At 74.5% G+C, this 25,142-nt stretch carries 23 protein-coding genes; 11 read left to right on the forward strand and 12 right to left on the reverse strand.

The genetic code is table 11. The annotated features are described in order from the left end of the window. Positions 1–62: 62 nt before the first annotated feature. Both LPU61_RS13745 and LPU61_RS13750 read right to left on the reverse strand, forming a co-directional pair. Complete coding sequence (locus tag LPU61_RS13745) at positions 63–899, reverse strand: cytochrome c (protein ID WP_043967174.1); 837 nt, start codon at positions 897–899, stop codon at positions 63–65. Between the two features lie 72 nt (positions 900–971). Beyond that, positions 972–1,571, reverse strand: coding sequence for a heme-copper oxidase subunit III (locus LPU61_RS13750; RefSeq protein ID WP_043967173.1), 600 nt, complete (start codon positions 1,569–1,571; stop codon positions 972–974). Positions 1,572–1,679: 108 nt separating this feature from the next. Between LPU61_RS13750 and LPU61_RS13755 the strand changes: the two genes are divergently transcribed. The 4 genes from LPU61_RS13755 (at position 1,680) to LPU61_RS13770 (ending at position 4,909) form a co-directional block, all read left to right on the forward strand. Beyond that, positions 1,680–2,648 carry a cytochrome c oxidase assembly protein gene (locus LPU61_RS13755; RefSeq protein ID WP_043967171.1) on the forward strand — a complete coding sequence of 323 codons (969 nt, stop codon included), beginning with the start codon at positions 1,680–1,682 and terminating at the stop codon, positions 2,646–2,648. Positions 2,649–2,753: 105 nt separating this feature from the next. Beyond that, on the forward strand, positions 2,754–3,149 hold the full coding sequence (locus LPU61_RS13760) for a hypothetical protein (RefSeq protein WP_043967169.1): 396 nt from the start codon (positions 2,754–2,756) through the stop codon (positions 3,147–3,149). 108 nt (positions 3,150–3,257) lie between these two features. Further along, positions 3,258–4,304 (forward strand): anthranilate phosphoribosyltransferase, encoded by a 1,047-nt coding sequence (gene trpD / locus LPU61_RS13765; protein WP_229405095.1) that lies wholly within the window; start codon positions 3,258–3,260, stop codon positions 4,302–4,304. A gap of 389 nt (positions 4,305–4,693) precedes the next feature. After that, complete coding sequence (locus tag LPU61_RS13770; RefSeq protein WP_043967164.1) at positions 4,694–4,909, forward strand: hypothetical protein; 216 nt, start codon at positions 4,694–4,696, stop codon at positions 4,907–4,909. Between the two features lie 312 nt (positions 4,910–5,221). Here LPU61_RS13770 and LPU61_RS13775 read toward each other — a convergent pair whose 3' ends face one another. Further along, on the reverse strand, positions 5,222–5,650 hold the full coding sequence (locus LPU61_RS13775) for a cytochrome c oxidase subunit 4 (RefSeq protein ID WP_043967163.1): 429 nt from the start codon (positions 5,648–5,650) through the stop codon (positions 5,222–5,224). Between the two features lie 10 nt (positions 5,651–5,660). Then, positions 5,661–6,632, reverse strand: coding sequence for a cytochrome c oxidase subunit II (gene coxB / locus LPU61_RS13780; protein ID WP_043967162.1), 972 nt, complete (start codon positions 6,630–6,632; stop codon positions 5,661–5,663). A gap of 169 nt (positions 6,633–6,801) precedes the next feature. Between coxB and LPU61_RS13785 the strand changes: the two genes are divergently transcribed. Then, positions 6,802–7,953: a cysteine desulfurase family protein gene (locus tag LPU61_RS13785; RefSeq protein ID WP_229405096.1), complete on the forward strand. Its 1,152-nt coding sequence runs from the start codon at positions 6,802–6,804 to the stop codon at positions 7,951–7,953. Continuing rightward, positions 7,950–8,219, forward strand: a complete 270-nt coding sequence (locus LPU61_RS13790; protein ID WP_043967160.1) for a sulfurtransferase TusA family protein — start codon at positions 7,950–7,952, stop codon at positions 8,217–8,219. The genes LPU61_RS13785 and LPU61_RS13790 overlap by 4 nt, the downstream gene beginning before the upstream one ends. 283 nt (positions 8,220–8,502) lie before the next feature. On the opposite strand, the gene LPU61_RS13795 is transcribed toward LPU61_RS13790, so the two are convergent. The 3 genes from LPU61_RS13795 to LPU61_RS13805 all read right to left on the reverse strand — a co-directional run bounded on the left by LPU61_RS13795 (position 8,503) and on the right by LPU61_RS13805 (position 11,583). Next, complete coding sequence (locus tag LPU61_RS13795) at positions 8,503–9,480, reverse strand: carbohydrate kinase family protein (RefSeq protein WP_043967159.1); 978 nt, start codon at positions 9,478–9,480, stop codon at positions 8,503–8,505. Between the two features lie 380 nt (positions 9,481–9,860). Continuing rightward, positions 9,861–10,229, reverse strand: coding sequence for an iron-sulfur cluster insertion protein ErpA (gene erpA, locus LPU61_RS13800; protein WP_013735179.1), 369 nt, complete (start codon positions 10,227–10,229; stop codon positions 9,861–9,863). Positions 10,230–10,422: 193 nt separating this feature from the next. After that, positions 10,423–11,583, reverse strand: coding sequence for a glycerate kinase (locus LPU61_RS13805; RefSeq protein WP_199486132.1), 1,161 nt, complete (start codon positions 11,581–11,583; stop codon positions 10,423–10,425). Between the two features lie 72 nt (positions 11,584–11,655). Between LPU61_RS13805 and nadA the strand changes: the two genes are divergently transcribed. The 3 genes from nadA to LPU61_RS13820 all read left to right on the forward strand — a co-directional run bounded on the left by nadA (position 11,656) and on the right by LPU61_RS13820 (position 15,108). After that, the gene (gene nadA, locus LPU61_RS13810) at positions 11,656–12,855 is read left to right on the forward strand and encodes a quinolinate synthase NadA (protein ID WP_229405097.1); all 1,200 of its coding nucleotides are present in this window, start codon (positions 11,656–11,658) and stop codon (positions 12,853–12,855) included. A 212-nt stretch (positions 12,856–13,067) separates the two neighbouring features. Then, a complete protein-coding gene (murA, locus tag LPU61_RS13815) occupies positions 13,068–14,423 on the forward strand; it encodes a UDP-N-acetylglucosamine 1-carboxyvinyltransferase (protein WP_074474807.1) in 1,356 nt (451 codons plus the stop codon). An 88-nt stretch (positions 14,424–14,511) separates the two neighbouring features. Continuing rightward, positions 14,512–15,108, forward strand: a complete 597-nt coding sequence (locus LPU61_RS13820; protein ID WP_229405098.1) for a DUF3043 domain-containing protein — start codon at positions 14,512–14,514, stop codon at positions 15,106–15,108. Here LPU61_RS13820 and LPU61_RS13825 read toward each other — a convergent pair. Genes LPU61_RS13825 through LPU61_RS13835 form a run of 3 tightly spaced genes read right to left on the reverse strand, consistent with a single transcriptional unit; the run spans position 15,086 to position 17,770 of the window. Beyond that, complete coding sequence (locus LPU61_RS13825) at positions 15,086–16,123, reverse strand: ATP-binding cassette domain-containing protein (protein ID WP_043967146.1); 1,038 nt, start codon at positions 16,121–16,123, stop codon at positions 15,086–15,088. The genes LPU61_RS13820 and LPU61_RS13825 overlap by 23 nt on opposite strands. After that, the gene (locus tag LPU61_RS13830) at positions 16,120–16,926 is read right to left on the reverse strand and encodes an ABC transporter permease (protein WP_229405099.1); all 807 of its coding nucleotides are present in this window, start codon (positions 16,924–16,926) and stop codon (positions 16,120–16,122) included. The genes LPU61_RS13825 and LPU61_RS13830 overlap by 4 nt, the downstream gene beginning before the upstream one ends. After that, positions 16,919–17,770, reverse strand: coding sequence for an ABC-2 family transporter protein (locus LPU61_RS13835; RefSeq protein WP_043967142.1), 852 nt, complete (start codon positions 17,768–17,770; stop codon positions 16,919–16,921). Before LPU61_RS13835 ends, LPU61_RS13830 begins: the two co-directional genes overlap by 8 nt. 160 nt (positions 17,771–17,930) lie before the next feature. Here LPU61_RS13835 and LPU61_RS13840 point away from each other — a divergent pair, with 160 nt between their 5' ends. Together LPU61_RS13840 and LPU61_RS13845 are read left to right on the forward strand one after the other, a co-directional pair. Beyond that, positions 17,931–22,916 (forward strand): WG repeat-containing protein, encoded by a 4,986-nt coding sequence (locus LPU61_RS13840; RefSeq protein WP_229405100.1) that lies wholly within the window; start codon positions 17,931–17,933, stop codon positions 22,914–22,916. 61 nt (positions 22,917–22,977) lie between these two features. Next, positions 22,978–23,976: an aldo/keto reductase family protein gene (locus LPU61_RS13845; RefSeq protein WP_043967140.1), complete on the forward strand. Its 999-nt coding sequence runs from the start codon at positions 22,978–22,980 to the stop codon at positions 23,974–23,976. A gap of 90 nt (positions 23,977–24,066) precedes the next feature. Here LPU61_RS13845 and LPU61_RS13850 read toward each other — a convergent pair whose 3' ends face one another. Further along, positions 24,067–24,867: a site-2 protease family protein gene (locus LPU61_RS13850; RefSeq protein ID WP_043967138.1), complete on the reverse strand. Its 801-nt coding sequence runs from the start codon at positions 24,865–24,867 to the stop codon at positions 24,067–24,069. Continuing rightward, positions 24,867–25,067, reverse strand: a complete 201-nt coding sequence (locus tag LPU61_RS13855) for a hypothetical protein (RefSeq protein ID WP_043969283.1) — start codon at positions 25,065–25,067, stop codon at positions 24,867–24,869. The genes LPU61_RS13850 and LPU61_RS13855 overlap by 1 nt, the downstream gene beginning before the upstream one ends. Positions 25,068–25,142 lie beyond the last annotated feature (75 nt).

Here is a 25,142-nt window from a genome sequence, read left to right on the forward strand (position 1 = left end):
CACCTCGCTACGGGCGGTGCCGGACCGCGGCACCGCAGCGCTGAATCGAATGATCCGCTCGGTCACGACTTGCCCGCGATCCACAGGCTGGCGAAGACGAGCGCGACGATGCCGATCAGGAAGATCGCCAGTCCCTCGGTGGACGGCCCGTACCGGCCGAGGTTGAAGCCACCCTGGTCCTGGTCGTGCTTCAGGGTGTCCTGGATGTAGGCGATGATGTCCGCCTTCTGCTCCGGGGTGATCTGGTTGTCCCCGAACACCGGCATGTTCTGCGGGCCGCTGAGCATCGCGGCGTAGATCTGCCGGTCGCTGGCCGGACGCAGGCTCGGCGCGTACTTGCCGGAGGACAGCGCGCCACCGCCACCGCCGAAGGCGTGGCACTGGGAGCAGTTGATCCGGAACAGCTCGCCGCCGGTGGCCAGGTTGGCGCCCTCGCGCAGGTCGCCCTCGGGGACCTGCGGACCCCCGCCGAGCTCCTGGACGTACTGGCCGAGCTGGCGGACCTGCTCGTCGGTGAAGACCGGCGGCTTGCGCATGGCCTGCGCCTCCTGCCGGGCCATCGGCATCCGACCGGAGCTCACCTGGAACTCGACGGAGGCCGAGCCGACCCCGATCAGGCTCGGGCCACGACCATCGACACCCTGCGCGTTACGGCCGTGGCAGGTCACGCAGCTCACGTCGAACAGCGCCTTGCCCTCGGCGGCGGCGCCGGTGAGCGGCGGGTTTTCCTGCGCCTGCACTCCGGGGGCGAAGACGGTGTAGGCGCCGCCGGCCAGCGTGAGCGCGGCGATCAGGCGGACCGCGGCACCCAGCCGGCGGCGGCCCCTGCTGCGCGCTGCGGACCGCTCGCCGCGCAACCGCGCGAGCAGACCGCGTCGGCGGTCGTTGTCAGAAGTCATGACCTGTGTCCTTAACCGGTGGGACCTTGTCTCAGAGGACGGGGCAGCGGCGCGGTTCGTGACGCGCCAAGATCACTGAAGCCAGTAGATCATGGCGTAGAGGCCGATCCACACGACGTCGACGAAGTGCCAGTAGTACGACACGACGATCGCCGACGTGGCCTGCGCCGGGGTGAACCGGCCCATGGTCGTGCGGACCATGAAGATGATGAAGGCGACCAGACCGCCGGTCACGTGCAGGCCGTGGAAGCCGGTGGTCAGGTAGAACATCGACCCGTACCCGTCCGCGTTGATCTTCACGCCCTCGTGGACCAGGGTCACGTACTCGTTCAGCTGACCGAGCACGAAGATCAGACCCATCACGAAGGTGATCGTGAACCAGCGCCGCAGGGCGTGGACGTCACCCTTCTCGGCGGCGAACACCCCGAGCTGGCAGGTCACCGAGGACAACACCAGGATCACCGTGAAGGTGGTCGCGTACGGGATGTTGAGGTGCTCGGTGTGCTTCGCCCACTGCTCCGGCGCCGCCGCGCGGATGGAGAAGTACATCGCGAACAGCGCCGCGAAGAACATGAGTTCGCTGGAGAGCCACACGATCGTCCCGACGCTGACCATGTTGGGCCGCGTCAGGGAGTGGATCCGGCTCTTGTCAATGGCTGGGGCCGCAGTCACGCGGTCATTATTGCCCCTGACCACGGCCGGCGATCAGCGGGGGGCCAAACCGGTGGCGTCGGTGGCCCGATCGTGGCGGTCCGGTTCGCCTGGCCTAGCCTGAAACGCGTGCAGCACGTCGATCCGATCTTCGCCGCCACCTCGGCGGTCGCCGCGCCCGGAGCGCTCGCGGCCGGCGGGGACCCGCTGCCGCCGCCGTTCACCGTGGCCCGCGTGTTCACCGAGACCCGGCTGGACAGCTGGCTGGCCCTCGGGCTGGTGCTCGCCGCCGGCCTCTACCTCTACGGGGTGTACCGGCTGCGGCTGCGCGGGGACCGCTGGCCGGTCGCGCGTACCGTCTTCTTCCTCGGCCCCGGCCTCGGCGGCATCGCGGCGGTCACCGTCAGCGGCCTGCACGCGTACGACACCGCGCTGCTGTCGGTGCACATGGTGCAGCACATGGTGCTGTCGATGGTCTCCCCCATCTTCCTGGCCCTCGGCGCGCCGGTCACCCTCGCGCTGCGCACCCTGCCGGTCCGGCCGCGCAAGCGGCTGCTGGCGATCGTGCACAGCCGCGTCGCCCGGGTCTACACCTTCCCGCTGGTGGCGTTCGCCATCTTCGTGGTGAACCCGTTCGCGCTCTACTTCAGCGACCTCTACCGCTACACCCTCGAACACGCCTGGGCGCACGAACTGGTGCACGCGCACTTCATCATGACTGGCTGCGTGTTCTTCTGGCCGTTGCTCGGGCTCGACCCGCTGCCGGGGCGCTGGCCGTACCCGGCCCGGGCGCTGCTGATGGTGCTGTCGGTGCCGTTCCACACCGTGCTCGGGCTCACGATCATGCAGAGCACCACGCTGTTCGGCGGCGACTGGTACCCGTCGCTCGGCCTCACCTGGTCCGACCCCGCCGCCGACCAGGTGGTCGCCGGGGGCATCCTGTGGGCCGGCGGCGAGTTCGTCAGCGTGACGATGCTCGCGGTCCTGGTGGTGCAGTGGGTGCGCCAGTCGGAGCGGGAGGCCCGCCGGCTCGACCGCGAGCTGGACCGCCAGGAGGCCCGCGAGCGCGCCGACCAGGCCGCGCAGTCCCCGGCCTGACCAGCGGATTCCGGTACGACCACCGGCCCGCCCGGGCGGGACATCGACCGGCCGGCGGCGGCGGGTACGATGCTCGGCAGCTACGAGGTGGGGAGTCAGCCAGCGATGAGCGATCGTCTTTGCACCGTCCTGCTCTACAGCGACGACCCGCAGGTCCGCGACCGGATGCGGCTGGCCGTCGGCACCCGCCCGGCCCCCGGGCTGCGCGTCGAGTTCGTCGACGCGTCCGACTACGCCGGGTGCGTGCGGCTGGTCGACGAGTACGAGATCGACCTGATGCTGCTCGACGGCGAGGCGAGCCCCGGCGGCGGCCTCGGCATCGCCCGGCAGATCAAGGACGACCGGGACGACGCTCCCCCGACCTGCCTGGTGATCGCCCGCGCCGCCGACCGCTGGCTGGCCGCGTACGCCGAGGTCGACGCCACCCTCGTGCACCCGCTCGACCCGGTGACCACCGGCGCCACCGTGGCCGAGCTGCTGCGCAGCCACGCCCCCGCCTGAGTCACCCCGGCCCGCGCGCCACCGGCGTCGCCCGGCCCGGTCGTGCCGGCCCGCACACCGGGCGGCACCCGTCCCTCCGCACCCCCACGCCCGCTCGGGAGGCCCGCCATGGGCGAACGGAACTGGCCGCACCTGCTCGGCGCGCTGCTGCGCGGGGAGGAGCTCTCCACCGCCGACACCGCGTGGGCGATGGGCGAGATCATGTCCGGCTCGGCGGCACCGGCCCAGATCGCCGGCTTCGCCGTCGCGTTGCGGGCCAAGGGCGAGACCCCGGCCGAGGTCGCCGGGCTGGTCGAGGCGATGCTCGGCGAGGCGGTTCCGGTCGAGCTGCCGGAGGAGCTGCGGTCGTCCGCGCTCGACGTGGTCGGCACCGGCGGTGACCTCGCCCACACCGTGAACATCTCCACCATGGCCGCCCTCGTGGTGGCCGGCGCGGGCGTGCGCGTGGTCAAGCACGGCAACCGCGCCGCGTCGTCGTCCTGCGGCACCGCCGACCTGCTGGAGTTCCTGGGCGTACCGCTGGACCTGACCCCGGAGGGCGTGGCCCGCTGCGTGACCGAGGCCGGCATCGGCTTCTGCTTCGCCGGCCGGTTCCACCCGGGCATGCGGCACGCCGGCCCCGTCCGGCGCGAGCTGGGCGTCCCGACGTTCTTCAACTTCCTCGGCCCGCTGACCAATCCGGCCCGGCCCCGGGCCGGCGCGGTCGGCTGCTTCGACCCGCGGATGGCCCCGGTGATGGCCGCCGTCTTCGCCGCCCGGGGCGACTCGGTGCTGGTGCTGCGCGGCGAGGACGGCCTCGACGAGTTCACCACCGCCGCGCCCACCCGGGTCTGGGCGGCCCAGGGCGGCACCGTCAGGGAGGCGCTGCTCGACGCGACGGACCTCGGGGTGCCCCGGGTGACCCTCGCCGACCTGCGGGGCGGTGACGCGGCGTACAACGCCGGGGTGGCCCGTCGGCTGCTGGCCGGCGAGGCGGGCCCGGTCCGCGACGCGGTGCTGGTCAACGCCGCCGCCGCGCTGGCCACCCAGGGGCCGCTGGGCGGCGACCTGACCGAGGCGCTGCGCGCCGGGATGGCCCGCGCCGCCGAGGCGATCGACTCCGGTGCCGCCGCGGCCGTGCTCGACCGCTGGGTCGAGGTGGCCCGCTCCGCCTGAGCGGACGCCTCCGCCCGCTCCACCGACGCTTCGCCCGATCCGTCGGCGCGGACTCGCCGCCGAGCGCGGGCTGATCGACAAGGTGCACCGCTGACGCGGACTCGCCAGGACCCGAGGGTGAGCCGGCAGCGGTCGGCGCGTCCGCCGACGCGAACCCGCTCGCCAATGCGAACCCGCCGCCCGCCGGCGCGAACCTGCCGCCCGCCGACGCGGACTCGCCGCCCGCCGACGCGAACCTGCCGCCCGCTGGCGCGAACCCGCTCGCCAGTGCGAACTCGACGCTCGCCGGCGCGAACGCCGTCCGGTCCGCCCCTGGCGGGAATTGTCGGACTCCCGTGGGAAACTACAGCCGAGTGATTCTCATGCCCCGGCCAGGAGAGGAGACGCCCGTGTCGGACCGCGAGCTCTACTGCGACACCTGCGAGGGCGTGCGGCTGTTCGAGGCCCCGCCGTGCGCCGACGGCCACGGCCCCGACTGCCCCGAGCTGGCCTGCACCGGCTGCGGCGCGGCGCTGCTGATCGCCACGTTCACGTTCCCGGCGACCCGGCTCGCCACCGGCGCCGCCCACGCCTCCCGCCGCGCCTCCCGCCGCCGCGCGGCCTGAGCCGGTCTGGCCGACATGCCCGGCTGGCCGGGCCGGCCGAGGAACGGCCCGCCTGCATGTCGGCGACATTGCGGTAACCGGGCCCCACTGATACCGCCATGTCGCCGACATGAAGTCGATCATCGGCCCAGCCCAGCGCAGGCCAGCTCAGGGGCCGGCCAGGGCCGGCCATGCAAGGCCGCTCCCACGCCCAGCCAAGCCCAGCGCGGCCACGCCGGCGCGGTGGTCTCTCGCCCCCGTCGGTCCCCGACGCGGAGAAGCCCGCGTCCCCTCACCGGGGGCGCGGGCTTCTTCCGTAAGCCGGCGGGTGGCTCAGTGCTCGGCGGTGCGCCGGGTGCCGCTGTAGTACTCGAAGAGCAGGCCGCAGGCGGCGAAGACGACCGTCACCAGGCCCAGGCCCAGCAGCCAGAACTGCCAGAAGACCAGGCCCAGCCCGGCGATCGCGGCGGCCAGCGCCAGCCCGAACGGCCAGTAGCTGCCCGGGCTGAAGAAGCCGATCTCGCCCGCGCCGTCGGCGATCTCGCCGTCCGGCCGGTCCTCCGGCCGCAGGTCGATCCGGCGGGAGACGAACCAGAAGAAGCCACCGCACATCGAGCAGAGCAGGAACGACAGCAGCAGCGCCACAGTGCCGACCCACTCGACCTGGCCGCCGGAGTCGCCGTACGTCCAGGCGCCGTAGAGGATCGTCGCGCCGAAGAGGAACCCGGCGATGATCAGGAAGATACGCCACTCGGTCTTCATGCCCGCTCCCTCAGCTTCCCGCGCCGGCCGCGACGTCGTCGGGGTTGAAGTTGGCCGTGTTGCGCCGCGTGTCGAACGGCTTGGTCGTGGTGGCGTACGGGTCCTCGCCGATGGCGGTGAGCGCCTCCTGCGTCGACTTGCCGTCGCGCTTGGCGGCCAGGAACTGGTCGTACTGCTGCGGGGAGACCACGCGCAGCTCGAAGTTCATGAAGGCGTGGTAGCTGCCGCACAGCTCGGCGCAGCGGCCCACGTAGGCGCCCTCGGCGTCGAGGCTGGAGACCTCGAAGACGTTGCGGATGTTGCCGGGCATGACGTCCCGCTTGAACAGCATCTCCGGCACCCAGAAGGAGTGCACGACGTCCTTGCTGGTCTCCTCGAACCGGATGGACCGGCCGGTCGGCAGGACCAGGATCGGGATGACCTCGCTGGTGCCGAGCGTCGACGCCACCGTGTTGGCGTCCTTGCCCTGACCGTCGCGGTAGTTGAACTGCCAGTTCCACTTGAAGGCGACGACCTCGACCGTGACGTCCGGGTTCTTCGTCGTGCGCACCACGTCGGTCTGCACGACCGCCGTGTAGTAGAAGAGCACCGACACGATCAGGATCGGGGCGATCGTGTAGAGGAACTCCATCGGCAGGTTGTAGCGGGTCTGCACCGGCAGCTCGTTGCCGCGCTTGCGGTAGCGCACGACGCACCAGAAGATCAGGCCCCAGACGAACACGCCGACCGCGAGCGCCGCGATGCAGGACGCGATCCACAGGTCGTACATGCGGTGCGACTCGGGCGTGATCCCGCCCTGCGGCCAGCCGAAGCCGCCGAACGTCTTGCCGACGTCGCAGCCCGTGAGCGAGACCAGCAGCGCCGCGCCGCCGAGGCCGAGCCCGGCGAGCCGACCAGCACCACGCCGCCGGCGTCCACCGGCTCCCGGAGAAGCGCTGTGCCGTACGGCCGGGGGCCGTACCTCCGAACTCCTTGCGACCACCTGGTCCTGCCTCCCTAGCGCGCCGTGGCGGTTGGTTGTCCCCGTACCAGCGGCAAAGGCGTCACCGACGGTCGCAGATTACTCGACCATGACGGGCAGAGCCGTGTTGGGGTGGCCGTACGCCCCCTTCGGGGGGATCGTCGGCGTGCCGGCGCGATAGCGTCGGGCCGTGAGCGCATCCCCGGTCTACCTGGACGCGGCCACCGCCGCCCCGCCGCACCCGGTCGCCCGGCAGGCGCTGCTGGCCGCCCTCGACGACGGCTGGGCCGACCCGGCCCGGCTCTACGGCCAGGCCCGCCGGGCCCGCCAGCTTCTCGACGCCGCCCGGGAGGCGGCCGCGGCGACGCTCGGCGTCCGCGCCGACGAGCTGTCCTTCACCCCCAGCGGTACGGCGGCGGCGCACTCGGCGGTGCTCGGTGGCCTGGCCGGGCGGCGGCGGGTGGGCGCGACGCTGGTGCACTCCGCGATCGAGCACTCGGCGGTGCTGCACGCCGCGCAGCGGCACGTGGCCGGCGGCGGGAGCGCCGTGTCGGTGCCGGTGGACCGGCTCGGCCGGCTCGACCTCGACGCCTTCGCCGACGCGGTCCGCGCGCCGGGGGTGGCCCTCGCGGCGCTGATCGGGGCCAGCCACGAGGTGGGCACGGTGCAGCCGGTCGCTCCGGCCGCCGCCGCGTGCGCCGCCGCCGGGGTGCCGCTGTACGTCGACGCGGCGCAGCTCGTGGGCCGGGTGCCGGTGCCGGCGGGCTGGTCGGTGCTGACCGCCAGCGCGCACAAGTGGGGCGGGCCGCCCGGCGTCGGGCTGCTGGTGGTGCGCAAGGGCACCCGCTGGGAGTCGCCGTGGCCGGCGGACGAGCGGGAGTCGGGGCGTACCCCCGGGGTGGTGAACCTGCCGGCGGTCGTGGCGGCGGCGGCGAGCCTGCGCGCGGCGGCGGCCGACGCGGCGGCCGAGGCGGCCCGGCTGGCGCCGCTGGTGGACCGGATCCGGGCGCGGGTGGCGGCGGAGGTGCCCGACGTCGAGGTGGTCGGCGACCCGGTGGACCGGCTGCCGCACCTGGTCACGTTCTCCTGCCTGTACGTCGACGGGGAGGCGCTGCTGCACGCGCTGGACCGGCGCGGCTTCGCGGTCTCCTCCGGCTCGTCGTGCACGTCATCGACGCTGCGCCCGTCGCACGTGCTGGAGGCGATGGGGGTGCTGTCGCACGGCAACGTGCGGGTCTCGCTGCACCGGGAGACGACGGTCGCCGACGTGGAGCGGTTCCTCGCCGAGCTGCCCGGGATCGTCGCGGCGCTGCGCGCCGAGGCGGGGGTGGTGGGGCTGTGAGCGGGCCGGTCGGGGGAACTGCTCCGCCGGAGGGGGCCGCTGCCGCTCCGGTCGAGGTGCTGGACTGCCGGGGGCAGCGCTGCCCCCTGCCGGTGATCAAGCTGGCCCGGCGGCTGCCGGAGCTGCCGGTCGGTGCGGTGCTGCGGGTGCTCGCCGACGACCCGGCGGCGGCCGTGGACATCCCGGCGTGGTGCCGGATGCGCGGCCAGGAGTTCGTCGCCGCCCACGAGGAGGGGCCGGGCTACGACGTACGCCGCGTCGGTTGACCCGGCCGCTGCTCGCAGCTCAGGGCCTCGCGGTGCTCGGCAGGCCGGCTGGCCAGCTGACGGCTTCTTGATCGTCTGCTGCTTTCGGACAATCGCACCGGCGTGTCGTCTCACCAAACCGCAGACGATCATCACCCGCCCCGCGCCAGCCCCGCCGCCCCGCACCGCCCCGCACCGCACCGCACCGCCCGACGTTCCCGTGATCAAGAGATTTGCGTCAAAGCAGAGATCAACTTTGACGCAAATCTCTTGATCACCGCGTCGAGGCGGGGTGGGATGAGGATTACGGGAGGAGGTGGGGACGGATGTCGTCGGCTGCCTGGTCGCCGTAGGACTCCGCCAGGCGCTTGACGAAGACGTCGGGGCGCACCTCGTACTCCTGGGTGCCGACCGTCTCCAGCACCAGCGTGGCCAGCAGGGAGCCGACCTGGGCGGCGCGCTCCAGGCCCAGCCCCCAGGAGAGGGCGGCGAAGAAGCCGGCCCGGAAGCCGTCGCCGACACCCGTCGGGTCGACGGCCTGGGCCTCGCGCGCGATCGGCACGTGGATGGTGTCGAAGTCCCGGCCCGCGATCTCCACCCCGTTGCTGCCCAGCGTGGTCACCCGGATCTTCACCCGGTCCAGCAGCTGCGCGTCGCTCAGGCCGGCCTTGCTCTGCAGCAGCGACTTCTCGTACTCGTTGGTCATGAGGTAGTCGGCGCCGTCGATGAGCCCCACCACGTCCGCGCCGTCCATGCGGGCGAGCTGCTGCGACGGGTCGGCGACGAAGGCGTACCCCCGCTCGCGGCACTCGGCGGAGTGTCGCAGCATCGCGTCGGGGTCGTTGGCGCCGACCAGGACGAGGTCGAGCCCGCCGAGCCGCTGCGCGACGGGGGCCAGCTCGATGTTGCGCGCCTCGCTCATCGCCCCGGCGTAGAAGGAGGCGATCTGGCACATGTCGGTGTCGGTGGTGCAGACGAAGCGGGCCGTGTGCGCCACCTCGCTGACGTGCACCGACTCGCAGTCGACGCCGTGGCGCTCCAGCCAGGAACGGTAGTCGGCGAAGTCCGCGCCGACCGCGCCGAGCAGGATCGGCCGCAGGCCCAGCTGGCCCATGCCGAAGGCGATGTTGGCGGCCACCCCGCCGCGGCGCAGCACCAGGTCGTCCACCAGGAAGGACAGCGAGACCTTGTCGAGCTGGTCGGCGATGAGCTGGTCGGCGAACCGGCCGGGGAAGCTCATCAGGTGGTCGGTCGCGATCGAGCCGGTCACGGCGATCTTCATGTCAACCCTCGTGGTCGGGAGCACGGCGCGGGTCAGCCTACCGGTCCGGCCGGTGCCGTGGTCGCGGGTCGGACGGCAAGCGGTCATGTCCCGCTCACCTCACCGTCACCCCGCACGAGGCGGCGCAGGTAGGCACCGGTCACGCCCGCCGGGGAAGTCACGGACGGTAGGGCCGGCCGGAAAAAGGGACGCCAACCGGGCGGAGGAAGGGACGCCGAACCGGAAGACGGACGGCGGGGCCACCCTCGGATCGGGGGTGGCCCCGCCGTGTCGGCCGGAGCGCGACCCAGCCGGAGTGGCCGGGCCGGGAACCGGCTGAGGTCGGACGGACTCGAGGTCGGACGGACTCGAGGTCGGACGAACTCAGCCGACGTCGGGACTCAGCTGAACGAGTCGCCGCAGGCGCAGGAGTTGCCCGCGTTCGGGTTGTCGATCGTGAAGCCCTGGGCGTCGATCCGGTCGGCGAAGTCGATCGTGGCGCCGGCCAGGTAGGGGGCGCTCATCCGGTCGACGACGACCTCGACCCCGTCGTAGTCGGTGACGACGTCACCGTCGAGCGAACGCTCGTCGAAGAAGAGCTGGTACCGCAGGCCGGAGCAGCCGCCCGGCTGCACCGCCACCCGGAGCCGCAGGTCGTCGCGGCCCTCCTGCTCGATCAGGGCCTTGACCTTCTGCGCCGCGACGTCGGTGAGGACGACGGAAGTAGGGGCCTTGGCCTCGGTCGACTCGGTCTGCGCTGGCGTGGTCACGTGGAAATCTCCCTGCGCGGTCTGGGTCTGGACGCACTGGCCAACGTCGTCCGTCGCCCAGTGATTCCCGATGTGTTCGCAGATCCGATGGTACGCCGCCCCGGCCGGGACCACCCGGTCGACGTGACCGGGGCCCCAGGCCGGGCCCGGGTCACGGCGGGCCGGGCCCGCGCGGCGGCCAGGCTGCGGACGCTCAGCGGCTCCACTGGCGGGCCAGCCGGGCGCCGAGCTGGCGCAGCCCCTCCGCCGGGCGGCTCAGCGCCGCGTCGAGCCCGCCGCGCTCCTCGCCGCCGAAGTGCTCCACCAGGCTGTACGCGTCGGTGACGCCCGCCGAGGCGGCCTCGCGTCGCCCGGTGCTCACCTGCCCCGCCAGCACCACGCAGGGCACGCCCCGGTCCCGGGCGGCCCCGGCCACCCCGGCCACGACCTTGCCGCGCAGCGACTGGTGGTCGAAGGAGCCCTCCCCGGTGATCACCAGGTCGGCGGCGTCGAGCGCGGCCGGCAGGCCGATGGCTTCGGTGACCAGGCCGATGCCGGAGGCGCACCGGCCGCCGAGGGCGAGGATCGCCGCGCCGAGGCCGCCGGCCGCTCCCCCGCCGGGCAGGGCGCCGAGGCCGGGCGGGCACCCCGGCAGGTCCTTTTCGAGTACGCCGGCGAAGCGCTCCAGCGCGGCGTCGAGCAGCAGCACGTCTTCGCGGGTCGCGCCCTTCTGCGGGCCGTAGACGTTGCTCGCCCCATGCAGCCCGAGCAGGGGGTTGTCGACGTCGGTGGCGGCGACGAGGGTGACGCCGCGCAGCCGGGGCGCGCCGTCGAGCCCGGCGACCGCGGCCAGCGCCGCCCCGCCGTACGGCAGGGCCCGGCCGGCCTCGTCGAGCGGCGTGACGCCCAGCGCGGTGAGCAGCCCGGCCCCGCCGTCGTTGGTGCCGGAGCCGCCCAGCCCGATCACCACCGTGCGGGCCCCGTGCTCCACGGCGGCGGTGACCAGCGCCCCCAGCCCGTACGAGGTGGTGGCCTTCGGGTCACGCTCGGCGGCGGCGAGCAGGTGCAGGCCGCACGCCTGGGCGCTCTCCAGGTACGCCGTGCCGTCGTCGGTGACCAGGATCTCACCGTCGGTGGGGCGACCGAGCGGGTCGACGGTCGGCACCGGCACCCGACGCCCGCCGAGGGCCTCCGCGAGCACGGCCACGAAACCGGGCCCGCCGTCGGCGAGGGGGCGGATGAGCAGGTCGTCGCCGTCGGCCACCTCCCGCCAGCCCTCGGCCACGGCGGCGGCGACCTCCTGGGCGGGCAGCGTTCCGGCGAACTTGTCGGGGCAGAGCAGCACGCGCATGCCGAGCAGTGTGGCAGGCCACATCGGCGCGGGGCAGTGTGGCAGCACACACCGGCGCGGGCTGCCTTGTCGCCCGGCTGTGGAACCATGAGTGGCGTGACTTCGACCTGGGTGGAACCCTCCAACACCGCGACGGCCCTGCTGCTGCTCGGCCGTGGCAGCGACCCCGCCACCGAGCGTGGCGTGGAGTGTCCGGGCGACCTGCCGGCGCCCAGCGACCCCGACCTGGTGGCGCGGGCCGCGGCGGCCAAGGCGAAGCTGGGTGACAAGGTCTTCGTGCTGGGGCACCACTACCAGCGCGACGAGGTGATCCAGTTCGCCGACGTGACCGGTGACTCGTTCAAGCTGGCCCGCGAGGCGGCGGCCCGGCCGGACGCGGAATACATCGTCTTCTGCGGCGTGCACTTCATGGCCGAGAGCGCCGACATCCTCACCTCCGAGCGGCAGCGGGTGGTCCTGCCCGACCTGGCCGCCGGCTGCTCGATGGCGGACATGGCGGTGCTGACGCAGGTCGAGTCCGCCTGGGACGCGCTGACCGAGCTGGGCGTCGCGGCGCAGACGGTCCCGGTGACGTACATGAACTCGTCGGCGGACATCAAGGGCTTCGTCGGCCGCAACGGCGGCGTGGTGTGCACCTCGTCGAACGCGAAGCGGGCGCTGGACTGGGCGTTCGAGCAGGGGTCGAAGGTGCTGTTCCTGCCCGACCAGCACCTGGGCCGCAACACCGCCGTGCTGGAGCTGGGGCTGTCGCTGGACGACTGCGTCCTGTACGACCCGCACAAGCCGAACGGCGGGCTGACCCCGGAGCAGCTGCGCGACGCGAAGACGATCCTGTGGCGCGGGCACTGCTCGGTGCACGGCCGGTTCACCCTCGACAGCGTCGAGGACGTGCGGGCGCGGGTGCCGGGGGTCAACGTGCTGGTGCACCCCGAGTGCCGGCACGAGGTGGTCACCGCCGCCGACTACGTGGGCTCGACGGAATACATCATCCGGGCCATCGAGGCGGCCCCGGCCGGCTCGGCGTGGGCGGTCGGCACCGAGCTGAACCTGGTGCGCCGGCTGGCGCTGGCCCACCCGGACAAGCAGATCATGTTCCTGGACAAGGCGGTCTGCTACTGCTCCACGATGAACCGGATCGACCTGCCGCACCTGGTGTGGGCGCTGGAGGAGCTGGTGGCCGGCCGGGTGGTCAACCAGATCACCGTGGACGCCGACACCGCGCACCACGCCCGGGTGGCGTTGGACCGGATGCTCGCCCTCCCCGGCGCGGACACCCCGCCCCCGGCGAGCGCCTGACCACCCTGCGTGACCGGATGGGCACCTTATGGCACCGGAAGCGCCGATTCGTGCCCTCCGGTCCGAGGTGACCGTCTCCATTTTCGTCACCGAGGGCTATGCTGCCGGGGCGACGACACACGCGCCCGTTTTCATCCGGCCGCATCACGGGTAACCCCCATATCGCCCGCATCACCATCAACTACGGCAGCACCGACGCGCTGGAGGTTGCGTTGACCGACGACGTCCTGGTCGTACACGGAGGTACTCCGCTGGAAGGGCGGATCCGCGTGCGCGGCGCGAAGAACCTGGTTTCCAAGGCGATGGTCGCCGCCCTGCTGGGCGACAGCCCCAGCCGGCTGTTCGACGTGCCGCGGATCCGCGACGTCGAGGTGGTCCGGGGGCTGCTCGGCCTGCACGGGGTCAAGGTCACCGACGGCGCCGAGGACGGTGAGCTGGTCTTCGACCCGGCCAACGTCGAGAGCGCCAGCACCGACCAGATCAACGTGCACGCCGGCTCCAGCCGCATCCCGATCCTGTTCTGCGGGCCGCTGCTGCACCGGCTCGGCCACGCGTTCATCCCCGACCTGGGTGGCTGCCACATCGGGCCGCGCCCGATCGACTTCCACCTCCAGGCGCTGCGCGAGTTCGGCGCCACGGTCGACAAGACCCCGGAGGGCCTGCACCTGTCGGCCCCCAACGGGCTGCACGGCACCAAGTTCGCGCTGCCGTACCCGAGCGTCGGCGCGACCGAGCAGGTGCTGCTCACCGCCGTGATGGCCGAGGGCGTCACCGAGCTGCGCAACGCCGCCGTCGAGCCGGAGATCATCGACCTGATCTGCATCCTGCAGAAGATGGGCGCGATCATCAAGGTGCACACCGACCGGGTGATCGAGATCCAGGGCGTGCCGAAGCTGCACGGCTACACCCACCGGCCGATCCCGGACCGGATCGAGGCGGCGAGCTGGGCGGCGGCGGCGCTGGCCACCCGCGGCCACGTCGAGGTGCTCGGCGCGCAGCAGGCCGACATGATGACGTTCCTCAACATCTTCCGCTCCGTCGGCGGCGAGTACGAGGTGACCGACGCCCGTCCGCCGAAGCTGGGCGACCCGGGCCAGGAGGGCGGCATCCGGTTCTGGCACCCGGGCGGCGAGCTGAACGCCGTGGCGCTGGAGACCGACGTACACCCGGGCTTCATGACCGACTGGCAGCAGCCCCTCGTCGTGGCGCTGACCCAGGCCCGGGGCCTGTCGATCGTCCACGAGACGGTCTACGAGCAGCGGCTCGGCTACACCGAGGCGCTCAACACGATGGGCGCGAACATCCAGGTCTACCGCGACTGCCTCGGCGGCACCCCGTGCCGCTTCGGCCGGCGCAACTTCAAGCACTCGGCCGTGATCGCCGGCCCGAGCAAGCTGCACGCCGCCGACCTGGTCATCCCGGACCTGCGCGCCGGGTTCAGCCACCTGATCGCCGCGCTCGCCGCCGAGGGCACCTCCCGGGTGTACGGCGTCGACCTGATCAACCGCGGCTACGAGGACTTCGAGGCGAAGCTGGCCGACCTGGGCGCCCACACCGAGCGTCCGTAACGCGACACGCAGTAATCCTGCTCACGTCCGCCCGCGCCCGGTGCACCGCGATGTGCACCGGGCGCGGGCGTTTGGCTACCCTTTCCGCGTGCCGTCGCTGTTTCGCCGCAAGTCCACCGACCTCGTCGAGGAGTCCGTCACCACGGTGACGACCGACGAGGAGTCCGCGCGCGCCCGCCGGGGCTACACCCCGGCCAAGGGCCGCGAGACGCCGAAGCGGCCCGTGGCCGGGCGTCGGCCCGCCGGCCCGACCAAGCCGCTGAGCAAGGAGGAGGCCCGGGAGCGGCGGCGGCAGTTGCGCGCCGAGTCCGCGGCCGAGTTCCGCCGCGAGGGCGGCCCGCGCGACCGGGGCCCGGAGCGGCTGCTGGCCCGCAACGTGGTCGACTCCCGGCGCACGGTGGGCACCTGGTTCTTCGGCGGGGCGCTGATCGTGCTGCTCGGCTCCAACCAGGCGATGCCGCCGATCGTCCGGCTGCTCTCCAACGTCCTGTGGGGCGCGCTCGCCCTCGGTGTGGTGATCGACTCGATCCTGATCAGCCGGAAGATCAAGAAGCTGGTGCGGGAACGCTTCCCGAAGTCCGACCAGCGCCTCGGCTCCCTCTACCTGTACGCGATCATGCGGTCGATCACCTTCCGCCGGATGCGCGCCCCGGAGCCCCGCGTCAACATCGGCGACCCGGTCTGACGCGTCCCCCTCGTTGAGAAGGGGCCCCTGCTCTACCGGAAGCGTCAACAAGGGGCCCCTCCTTACCCGCGTACAGGCGGGCGACGACGTCCTCGATGTCCGGCTCGACGATCGAGACGTCCCGCAGGGCGGCCCGCCCGGCCAGGGCGGCCACCACGTCGGCGACGCCCGCCGACTCCAGCGCGAAGACCAGCCGGTGCCCGTCGGCCTCCACCCGCAGCAGCGGTGCGCCGGGCAGCTCCGGCGGCTGCGGCAGCGCGGTGTCCAGGTCGGCGACGACGAGGCGGCGGGAGCCGTACCGGTCGTGCAGCGCGGCGATCGGGCCGTCGTGCACCACCCGGCCGTGGTCGATCACCACGAGGCGCGGGCACAGCCGCTCGATGTCGGCCAGGTCGTGGGTGGTGAGCACGAGGGTGGTGTCGCCGGAGCGGCCCAGCTCGGCCAGGAAGCCCCGCACGGCCTGCCGGCTCACCACGTCCAGCCCGATCGTCGGCTCGTCGAGGAAGAGCACCTCCGGGCCGTGCAGCAGGGCGGCGGTCAGCTCCCCGCGCATCCGCTGGCCGAGGGAGAGCTGCCGCACCGGGGTGTCGGCGAAGGCGTCCAGGTCGAGCAGGTCGCGGCAGCGGCGCAGCCGGGCGGCGTGCGCGGCGGCCGGCACCCGGTAGACGTGCCGCAGCAGGTCGAACGACTCCCGCAGCGGCAGGTCCCACCAGAGCTGGGACCGCTGGCCGAACACCACCCCGACGCGCAGCGCCAGCCGGGTGCGCTCGGGCACCGGGCGCAGCCCACAGACGCGTACCTGGCCGGAGGTGGGGGTGAGCACGCCGGTGAGCATCTTCAGGGTGGTGGACTTGCCCGCGCCGTTCGGGCCGATGTAGCCGAGCATCTCGCCGCGCTCGACGCGCAGGTCGACGCCGGCCACCGCCGCGACGGTGCGCTTCTCGCGGCGCAGCCGGCCGGCCTTGACCCGGACCGTGAACTCCTTGCGCAGCTCGCGCACGTCGATGACGCTCATGACCCCGTACTCCGGTAGTGGCGGACCCCGACGCGCCAGGCGGTGGCGGCGAGGGCGGCGGCGACCAGCGCGACCGTCGGCGAGGCCCAGCCCACCCAGGCCGGCAGGCCGAGCGGGTCGGCCCGGCCGAGCAGCGCCAGCGCCGGCTGGTAGCTCACGAAGGCGAACCCCATCCCGTACGCGAAGGCCGCGCGGAACCAGCCGTCGAAGATCGTGACGGGGTACGAGGTGAAGTCGCGCCCGCCGTAGGTGACCGAGTTGGCCAGTTCCCCCGACTCGGTCCAGTAGAACGACACCGTGGCGGTGGCCACGAAGACCGACCCGAAGAAGACGACCCCGGCCAGCGGGGCGGCCACCGCCAGCGCCACCCGGCCCGGGGTCCACTCGATGCCGGCGCGGGCGAGGGCCACCAGCAGCACGGCCAGGCCGAACACCGCCCGGGACGCCTTGCGCAGCGGCAGGTCCATCAGCAGCAGCTGGGGCAGCGCGCCCAGCGGGCGCAGCAGCACCGCGTCGAACAGGCCGGTGCGCACGTACGCGGGCAGCCGCTCGACGTTGCCGACGAGCAGGTCGGCGGTGGCGAACGCGCAGGCCGACAGGCCCACCATGACCAGCGTCTCGCGCAGCGTGAACCCGCCCAGCTCCCGGGTCACCCCGAAGATCACCAGCACGGTCACCACGTCGAAGACGGTGGCACCGACGTTGCCGACCAGGTCCACCGCGAACGACGCCCGGTACGCCGCCTGCGACCGGGCCTGCGCGCCGAGCAGCGCCCCGTACGCCCGCAGCCGGTGTTCAGCCACCCTGCACCACCAGGCGGCGCTCGGCGCGGCGCTGCACCAGCCGGCACAGGGCGAGGATCGCCACCGCCCAGCCGACCTGCAGCCCGACCAGCCCGGCCTGCACGCCCGTCGGGTCCCGCTCGACCAGCACGTCGAGCGGGGTCTGCAGGAGACTCGGGAACGGGGTGGCCAGCTGCAACGCCAGGAACAGCGCGTCGGGCAGGAACGGCAGCGGGAAGTAGAGCCCGGCGAGCACCCCCGAGCCGAGGGTCCACAGGATCTGCGGGCCCCGGACGTCCTGGAGCCAGTACGCGGTGGCGTTGACCAGGAACCGGCAGCCGAAGCAGAGCACCACCGCGACCGTCGCGGAGACCACGAACAGCGGCACGGTCGACCAGCGGGCCGGCAGGTACACGTCGAAGAAGAGCGGGCCGACCAGGACCGGCGGCAGCAGCCGCGACACGCACGCCCACCCCGCCCGGCCCAGGTCGGTGGCAAGGTAGCTGGTCACCGGATGGACCGGGCGCAGCAGGTCGCTGGCCACGTCGCCGGTGCGGATCCGCTCGGCGAGCTCGGGCCGGCCCCACAGCAGGATCACCGCGAGCATGCCCTGCCCCGCCCAGACGAAGGTGGCGAACTGCGCCCGGTCGTAGCCGGCCGCGGTGCCCGCCGCGCCCGCCGCACCGAACAGGATGTAGCAGCGCAGGAAACCGAAGACGATGTTGGTGACGGCACCGGCCAGCGCGGCCTGGCGGTATGTGGCGTACCGTCGGAATCCGGATCGCGCTATCGCACCGAATGTCCGAAACCATAGGATAACGTTTGACTCGGTGGGCGGTGCCACAGTGGCGGTGACAGAGCCCACGCCGTTACCCTCCTTCCGCAGCCACCCGCGCCGGACCGGGCGACTTTACCGGCAGGTGGGGTGCCCAGCGCGACAATTTCCAACGAGGTGACATCGCCGTGAGCGAGCGACGCGAGCCGGGCACCGGGGCTCGCCACGCGGGCGGCGACGGGACCTGCGGATGAGCGGCGACTTCATCGACCGCTGGCGCGATCCGGCCGAACCGTCCTGGGTGTTCGAACCGACCACCGAGTGGCAGCCGCAGTTCCCGGGGCAGCGTTACCCGGGCGACATCGGCCTGCGGCACCAGCCTCCCCCGCCCCGGGGTCGCGCCGCCGTCGTCGGCCGGGCCGAGGTGCAGCCGGTCAGCCCCGCCCCCGACGACCACGACCCGTACCGCCGCCCCGGGTCGGACGACCACGACCGGTACCGCCGGCCGCCCGCCGACCAGGACCCGTACCGCCGGCCGGTCACGGGGCAGGACGGCCACCGCCGGCCCGTCGCCGACCACGACCCGTACCGTCGGCCGGTCACGGGGCAGGACGGCCACCGCCCGCCGGTCACCGAGCACGACCCGTACCGTCGGCCCGCCGAGCAGGACGGCTTCCACCGGCCGGTCGGCGACGGGCGCCGTGCCGCCCCGGACGAGCGCGACCGCTACCGCCGACCCGCCCCCGACGAGCACGACCCCTACCGCCCGCGCCCCGCCGCCGACGACCACGCCCTGTACCGGCGTCCGGCTCCCGGCGAGGCCGCCCCGCACCGGCGAGCCGCGCCCGACGAACACGCACCGCACCGTCGACCCGCCGCCGGCCCCGCCCCCGGCGAGGCCACCCCGCACCGGCGGCACGCCGCCGACGAGCACGCCCCGTACCGCCGGCCCGCACCGGAGGAGTGGGGACCGGCCCGGCGCGGCTGGGACGAGCGCGGACCGGACGAGGCGTACCCGCCCCGGCACCCCGCCCACGACCAGCCCGGCCGGCACGACCGGCGTGCCGCCGGCTGGACGCCGGACCGCGATGCGGCCGTCGGCCGGTACGACCAGCCTCGCCCGACCGACCACGGCCGCCGGCCGGGGCCCGCCGAGGCGAGCCCGGTCTCTCCGGCGCCCCGCCGCGAGGCAGGGTGGGTGCCCGAGCCGGACGAACACCCGAACCGGCCCTACGGCGACCGGCCGGGGCCGGCCGGCCCCGGCTGGCCGGAACGCCGCCGGCCCACGCTGGACCGCGACGGCCGTCCCGGCCCTGGCCCGGACGGGTGGCAGGCGTCGCCGGCGACCGGCACCGGTCAGGGCGCGGACCGGCTGGACCGTCAGCACGGCCGGCCCGCCGACGCTCCCGGACGCCCCGCCGCCGACGAGCCGCGTCACCCCGCCGACCGGGGCGGACCGGCACCGTACCGGGACGGCCGACCGTACCGGGACGGGCGGGACGTGGCCGCCGCGCGCGCGGAGGAGTACCGCGAGCCCGGCGTCCGGCCGGCACCGCCGCGCGACGGCGGCCTGCCCTGGCCGCCGCCCGGTCCGCTCCGTCCGGACCTGGGCCGGAACCCGACCCCCGCCGACCCGCACCGTGCCGAGCGGCCGACCGAGGGCCGCGGCGACGAACGGCCGGTCACCGATCGGTACGGACCCCGCCCGCCGGTCGATCGGGCCGGGTCGCCACCCCGGCAGGACAGCACCGCTCCCGGCCCCCGGTTCGTCCCCCCGTCGCACCGGCCCGTCGAGCCGACCCGCCCGCCGAGCGAACCGCGCCGCCCACCGGTGGAGCCGCTGCGGCCCCCGGCGGAGTCGCTGCGCCCGCCGGCCGAACCGCTGCGGCCCCCGGCGGAGTCGCTGCGCCCGCCGGCCGAACCGCTGCGCCCGCCGGTGGAGCCCCCGCGTCCGGCGGCCGGGCCGGCGCGTTTCCCGGCCCAGCCGCACCCGCACCACGCACCGGTCGAGCCGACCCGCCCGCCGAGCGAGCCGCGCCGCCCGGTCGAGCCGGCCGCCGACGCCCCACGGTTCGCGCGGCCCACCACCCCCGCCGCGCCCGTCGGCGGATCGCCCTCCACCGGCGTACCGGCGAGCGGCGCACCCGTCAGCGGCGTGCCCGTCAGCGGGCCGCCGGCCCGGCCGGTCTCCACACCGCCGACGACCAGGCCGGTCTCCGCGCCGCCGACCGAGCTCACGCCGGCCGCGTCGGCGGCACCGGTCTCCGCGCCACCCGTGCCGCCGCGCACCGCGCCCACGTCCCCCGCGCCGTCGGCGCCGGTCTCCGCGCCGCCCGCCGAGCCCGTCGCCGCGCCACCACCCGTCTCCATGCCGCCCGCCGAGCCCGTCCCCCCGCCGCCCGCCGAGCCCGTATCCGCGCCGCCCGCCGCCCGGCTGCGGCTGGAGTTCCTGCCCGCCCCCGGGCCGGCCGAGCCCCGGCCCGTGCCCGGCGAGCCCACGGCAGTCAGGGACGACCTGGCCCGCCCGGACGTGTCGGCCGAGGCCGCTCCGGTCGCCGCTTCTTCACCGCTGGACGAGCGGCCGAGCCGGCCGCGACCGGAGCAGCCCGTGCTGCCGGTGCCGTCCACCGCCCCGGAGTCGGCGAACCCGACGCCAGAGCCGCCGTCTACCGCCGCCGCACCCCGGCCGCCGGCCGCCCGGGCACCGGTCGAGTCGCCGGATGCCGAGCCGGTCGACCCGACCGCCACCGCCGAAGCCAAGGCCGAGGCCGCCACGGGACCCGAGACCGCCGCCATCGGGGCCGAGGTCACCACCGGGCCCGAGGCCGGCACCGAGGCCGAGTTCGCCGCCGAGCCCGAGATCACCCCCGAGCCCCGGGCCGCCGCCGAGCCTGTAGCCACGGCCAAACCCGAAGGCGCGGCCGAGCCCGAAGTCGTCACCGGGCCCGCCGGGTCGAGCGTCGTGACCGGTCCGGAGGTGCCCGGCGACCCGGCTGTCGCCGCAGGACCGGATGTCCCCCGCCCACCCACCGTGCCCGCCGACGCGACCGAGGCCACCGCGCCGGAGGAAAGCACGCCGGAGGAGGAACCCGCCGGTCGGGAGGAGAACGTCGACCGGGGTGACGCCGTCGACCCGGCCGGGACCGTGGTCGCCTCGGCCGTCGACGTGCGGGCCGGGGAGGCGCGGGACGCCGGGGCGGCGGACGACGGCACCCCCGGTGGATCCGACCGGCCCCGGGCAGCGGACGAGCGACCGTCCCCTGAGCCGGCACGCGCGGCGACGCCCCCGCCGGAGCATTCCGACGCGTGGTTCCGGCCGAACAGACCGGCGGCACCGGCCCCCGAGCCGGCCACGCCCGCCGCCGCTGCGGGCCCGGCCCCCGCCCCAGCCCAGGTCTCGCCCACCACGCCGACCCAGGATCCGACCCCGACCCAGGCCCAGGATCCGACGCCGGCCCAGGATCCGACGCCGGCTTCGGCACCGACACCGGCGTCGGCACCGGTCCAGGTTCCGGCTCCAGCTCCGGCCCCGGTACCGGCTCCGGCTCCGGCTCCGGTCCAGGTTCCGGCTCCGGCCGATGCGGGCGCGGCGACGCCGCCCGCCCCGCAGCCCACCGGTGGCCCGGCCGGCCGGGCCGCCGACCCACGCCCGGTGAGCGCCGCGCCCGCGTCGCCGGTGTCCGCACCTCCGGCCGGGGCCGCGCCGCTCGCCGCCCACCCCGCACCGGAGCAGCCGCGTCCCGTCTCGGCACCGCCCGCCCGCCCCGTGTCCGGCGTGCCCGCCCCACCGGTGTCCGGCCCACCCGCGCGGCCGGTCTCCGGCATGCCCGCCTATCCCGTGTCCGGCATGCCCGCACGGCCCGTGTCGCCGGCCGGGCCCGCCGCCGGGGCGGAGCCACGGGCCGGCCAGGAGCGGCGGGCCGCTCCGGCCGACCCGGAGCAGACGCTCGCGGCCCTGCGGTGGCGCCTGCACCCGGAGACCCTGCGCGAGGAGACCGACGACCCGGAGCTGCTGCGCAGCGTGCGGGAGGGGCTGACCGCCAAGCTCGACGTCGCCCTGGACAACCGGTCCCGGGCCCGGCTGCTGAGCCTGCGGGCGGTGGCGTCGCGCCTGCTCGGCGACCTGGGGGACGCGGTCGACGACGCCCGGCTCGCGCTGACGTACGCCGAGGCCACCGGCGAGTTGCGGCGGACCGCGCTGGCGCGGGCGCGGCTGGCCCACGTGCTGCGCTGGCGGGGCGAGTTCGCCGAGGCCGACCGGCTCTTCGCGGAGGCCAACTCGACGGAGCTGCCCGACCGGCTGCGCGCGGCCCTGCACGAGCACGCCGGCCGCTGCTGCTACGACCAGGGCCGGCTGATCGAGGCGTGCCAGCACTTCGAGCGGGCGCTCGACCTGCGCCGGTCCGCCGACCCGGAGCTGCTCGCCCGCACCCGGATCGCACTCGACGCGGTAGCCGAGCGGGCCGGGCGGGACGGCTTCGGCCCCTACCCGCGCGGGCGGTCGGAGATCCTGCGCACGCCCCGGCCGCCGGTGCCGACGTACGACGAGGACCTGGACCGGTGGGGCTACGCCGACGCCGACGGCAACCTGGTGATCGGCACCGACTACGCCGAGGTGCAGCCGTTCCGCGAGGGCGTGGCCTGGGTGCGCCGGCCGGAGGGCACCCGGTGGGCGCTGATCGACGACTCGGGCCGCACCCTGATCCAGGCCAACAACGGCTACCGGTCGGTCGGTTCGTTCTCCGACGGCCTCGCCTGGGTGTCGATGGACGGCACCGGCAACTGGATGGCCGTCGACCCGTCCAACATGGTGGTGATCCCGCCCGGCTTCGACGACGTCCGGCCGTTCCGGGGCGGGGTGGCGACGGTCCGCGCGGGCGGCGGCTGGGGGGCGGTGGACCGCACCGGCACGGTGGTGGTGCCCACCCGTTACCACGGCTTCACCACGGCCCTGGCCGACGGCCGCTACGTCGACGGCTTCACCGAGGAGGGGCTGGCCGTGGTGGAGCTGAACGGCCGGCGCGGGGTGGTGGACCGCACGGGCCGGGTGCTGGTGGCCCCTGCGCACCCGGCGCTGGTGGTGCACCCGGTGGCGTACCTGGTCGGCGACGGCCTCGGCCGCTGGGGTGCGCTGGACCGGCGCGGCGAGCCGCTGATCGACCCGGTGCACCCGAGCCGGGACCGGGTGGTCGAGCAGATCGACCACCTGCTCGCCGACGCCAGCCCGCTGGTCTGACCCGGGCCGCCGCGCAACCCGCCGACGGGTGACCATGACGGGGGCGGGCTAGGGTCGGACCATGGAATTCCGACACCTGGGCCACTCGGGCCTGCTGGTCAGCGAGATCTCGTACGGCAACTGGATCACCCACGGTTCGCAGGTCGAGGAGGACGCGGCGACCGCCTGCGTCCGGGCCGCGCTGGAGACGGGCATCACCACGTTCGACACCGCCGACGTGTACGCCGGCACGAAGGCCGAGGAGGTGCTCGGCCGGGCGCTGAAGGGCGAGCGCCGCGAGGGGCTGGAGATCTTCACGAAGGTCTTCTGGCCGACCGGTCCGGGCCGCAACGACCGGGGCCTGTCCCGCAAGCACATCATGGAGTCGATCAACGGCTCGCTGCGCCGGCTGCAGACCGACTACGTGGACCTCTACCAGGCCCACCGGTACGACCACAGCACGCCGCTGGAGGAGACGATGGAGGCGTTCGCCGACGTCGTGCACTCCGGCAAGGCCCACTACATCGGCGTCTCGGAGTGGACGGCGGACGAGATCCGGGCGGGTCACCGGCTCGCCCGGGAGCTGCGCATCCCGCTGGTGTCCAACCAGCCGCAGTATTCGATGCTGTGGCGGGTCATCGAGGCCGAGGTGGTGCCGACCAGCGAGGAGCTGGGCCTCGGGCAGATCGTCTGGTCGCCGATCGCGCAGGGCGTGCTGTCGGGCAAGTACCTTCCGGGGCAGCCGCCGCCGGCCGGTTCCCGGGCCACCGACGAGAAGTCGGGGGCGAACTTCATCGCCCGGTTCCTCACCGACGAGGTGCTGACCCGGGTGCAGGAGCTCAAGCCGCTGGCCGAGCAGGCCGGGCTGAGCATGCCGCAGCTCGCCATCGCCTGGGTGCTGCAGAACCCGAACGTCTCCTCGGCGATCGTCGGCGCGTCCCGCCCCGAGCAGGTGCACGACAACGTCAAGGCGGCCGGGGTGAAGCTCGACGCCGACCTGCTCAAGGCGATCGACGCCATCGTCGACCCGATCGTCGAGCGGGACCCGGGCAAGACGCAGTCCCCCGCCCAGCGGCCGTGAGGCGTCCCGGTCCGGTCGGCGCGGCGCGCCGGCCGGACCGGGCCCGCCGGGAAGGTGGGACCGGGCCCGCCGCCTTCGTGAGCGGGCGGGTCAGCCCTGCCAGAAGCGGATCAGGTCGAGGCCGACGGCGTAGAGCCACGGGGGCAGGCCGAGCAGGTCCGCCACGGCGAAGACGCCGTCGAAGAACCAGCCGCCGAGGCGCGGGTTCCACAGCAGCGCGAACAGCAGGATGAACCCGAACGGGGCGAACAGGTCGTACATCCGCCGCCACTGCGGGTTCAGCCACGGCTGGATCATGTTGCCGCCGTCGAGGCCGGGCACCGGCAGCAGGTTGAGCACGCTGGCGGTGAGCTGGAGGAACGCCAGCAGCGCCAGGCCCGCCCAGAACTCCACCGACCCGCCGCCGCCGAAGCCGACCCGCAGCACCGCCACCAGCACGAGGGTGAACAGCACGTTGGTGGCCGGGCCGGCGAGGCTGACCAGGGTGTGTCGCAGCCGCCCCGGGATGGCGTGCCGGTCCACCCACACCGCGCCGCCGGGCAGGCCGATGCCGCCGAGCAGCACCACCACCACGGGCAGCACGATCGACAGCAGCGGGTGGGTGTACTTGAACGGGTTGAGCGTCAGGTAGCCCCGGTGGGCGATGTCGCGGTCCCCGGCCCGGTAGGCGACCACCGCGTGGGCGTACTCGTGCAGGCAGAGCGAGACGAGCCAGCCCGAGACGACGAAGAGGAACACGTCGACCCGGACGTTGCCGAACCGGTTCCAGGCCATGACGCCGCTGGCCGCGAAGAGCGCGACCAGCGCCAGGAACACCGGGCTGGGCCGGAAGGCCGCCCGGGGCACCCCGAGCACCAGCGGCTCGCCGCCGCCCGGGCGGCCCGCCGTCATCACTCGGCCGGGGGCTGGAGGCTCATCCGGTATTCCACCCGGTCGTCCTCGACGAGCGTGACCGTCGTGACGCCGGATGCCGCGAGCTCCCGCCAGGTCTGGCCGATCCAGGACTCGGCGTCCGCCTGGCTCCCGAACGTCTCCGTCGGCCCCTCGGCCGCCGCGCCGTCCGCGCCCTCGTACCGCCAGCTCCACGCCATGCCGCGTCTCCCCTCGCCGCTGAAGTCCTCCTGGGACGAACCCCCGCAAGCGTAGTCGGCCCCGTGCCGGACGGC

It is taken from the genome of Micromonospora sp. NBRC 110038, assembly GCF_020884815.1.
Classification (GTDB): domain Bacteria; phylum Actinomycetota; class Actinomycetes; order Mycobacteriales; family Micromonosporaceae; genus Micromonospora; species Micromonospora haikouensis.

Coding starts and splice junctions, on each gene's coding strand:
- LPU61_RS13760 (WP_043967169.1), top strand. CDS start 2,754: ATGAGCGATCGTCTTTGCACCGTCCTGCTCTACAGCGACGACCCGCAG.
- LPU61_RS13805 (WP_199486132.1), bottom strand. CDS start 11,583: ATGTGGCCTGCCACACTGCTCGGCATGCGCGTGCTGCTCTGCCCCGAC.
- LPU61_RS13850 (WP_043967138.1), bottom strand. CDS start 24,867: ATGACGGCGGGCCGCCCGGGCGGCGGCGAGCCGCTGGTGCTCGGGGTG.
- LPU61_RS13775 (WP_043967163.1), bottom strand. CDS start 5,650: ATGAAGACCGAGTGGCGTATCTTCCTGATCATCGCCGGGTTCCTCTTC.
- LPU61_RS13745 (WP_043967174.1), bottom strand. CDS start 899: ATGACTTCTGACAACGACCGCCGACGCGGTCTGCTCGCGCGGTTGCGC.
- trpD (WP_229405095.1), top strand. CDS start 3,258: ATGGGCGAACGGAACTGGCCGCACCTGCTCGGCGCGCTGCTGCGCGGG.
- LPU61_RS13845 (WP_043967140.1), top strand. CDS start 22,978: ATGGAATTCCGACACCTGGGCCACTCGGGCCTGCTGGTCAGCGAGATC.
- LPU61_RS13795 (WP_043967159.1), bottom strand. CDS start 9,480: ATGAAGATCGCCGTGACCGGCTCGATCGCGACCGACCACCTGATGAGC.
- LPU61_RS13855 (WP_043969283.1), bottom strand. CDS start 25,067: ATGGCGTGGAGCTGGCGGTACGAGGGCGCGGACGGCGCGGCGGCCGAG.
- LPU61_RS13825 (WP_043967146.1), bottom strand. CDS start 16,123: ATGAGCGTCATCGACGTGCGCGAGCTGCGCAAGGAGTTCACGGTCCGG.
- LPU61_RS13840 (WP_229405100.1), top strand. CDS start 17,931: ATGAGCGGCGACTTCATCGACCGCTGGCGCGATCCGGCCGAACCGTCC.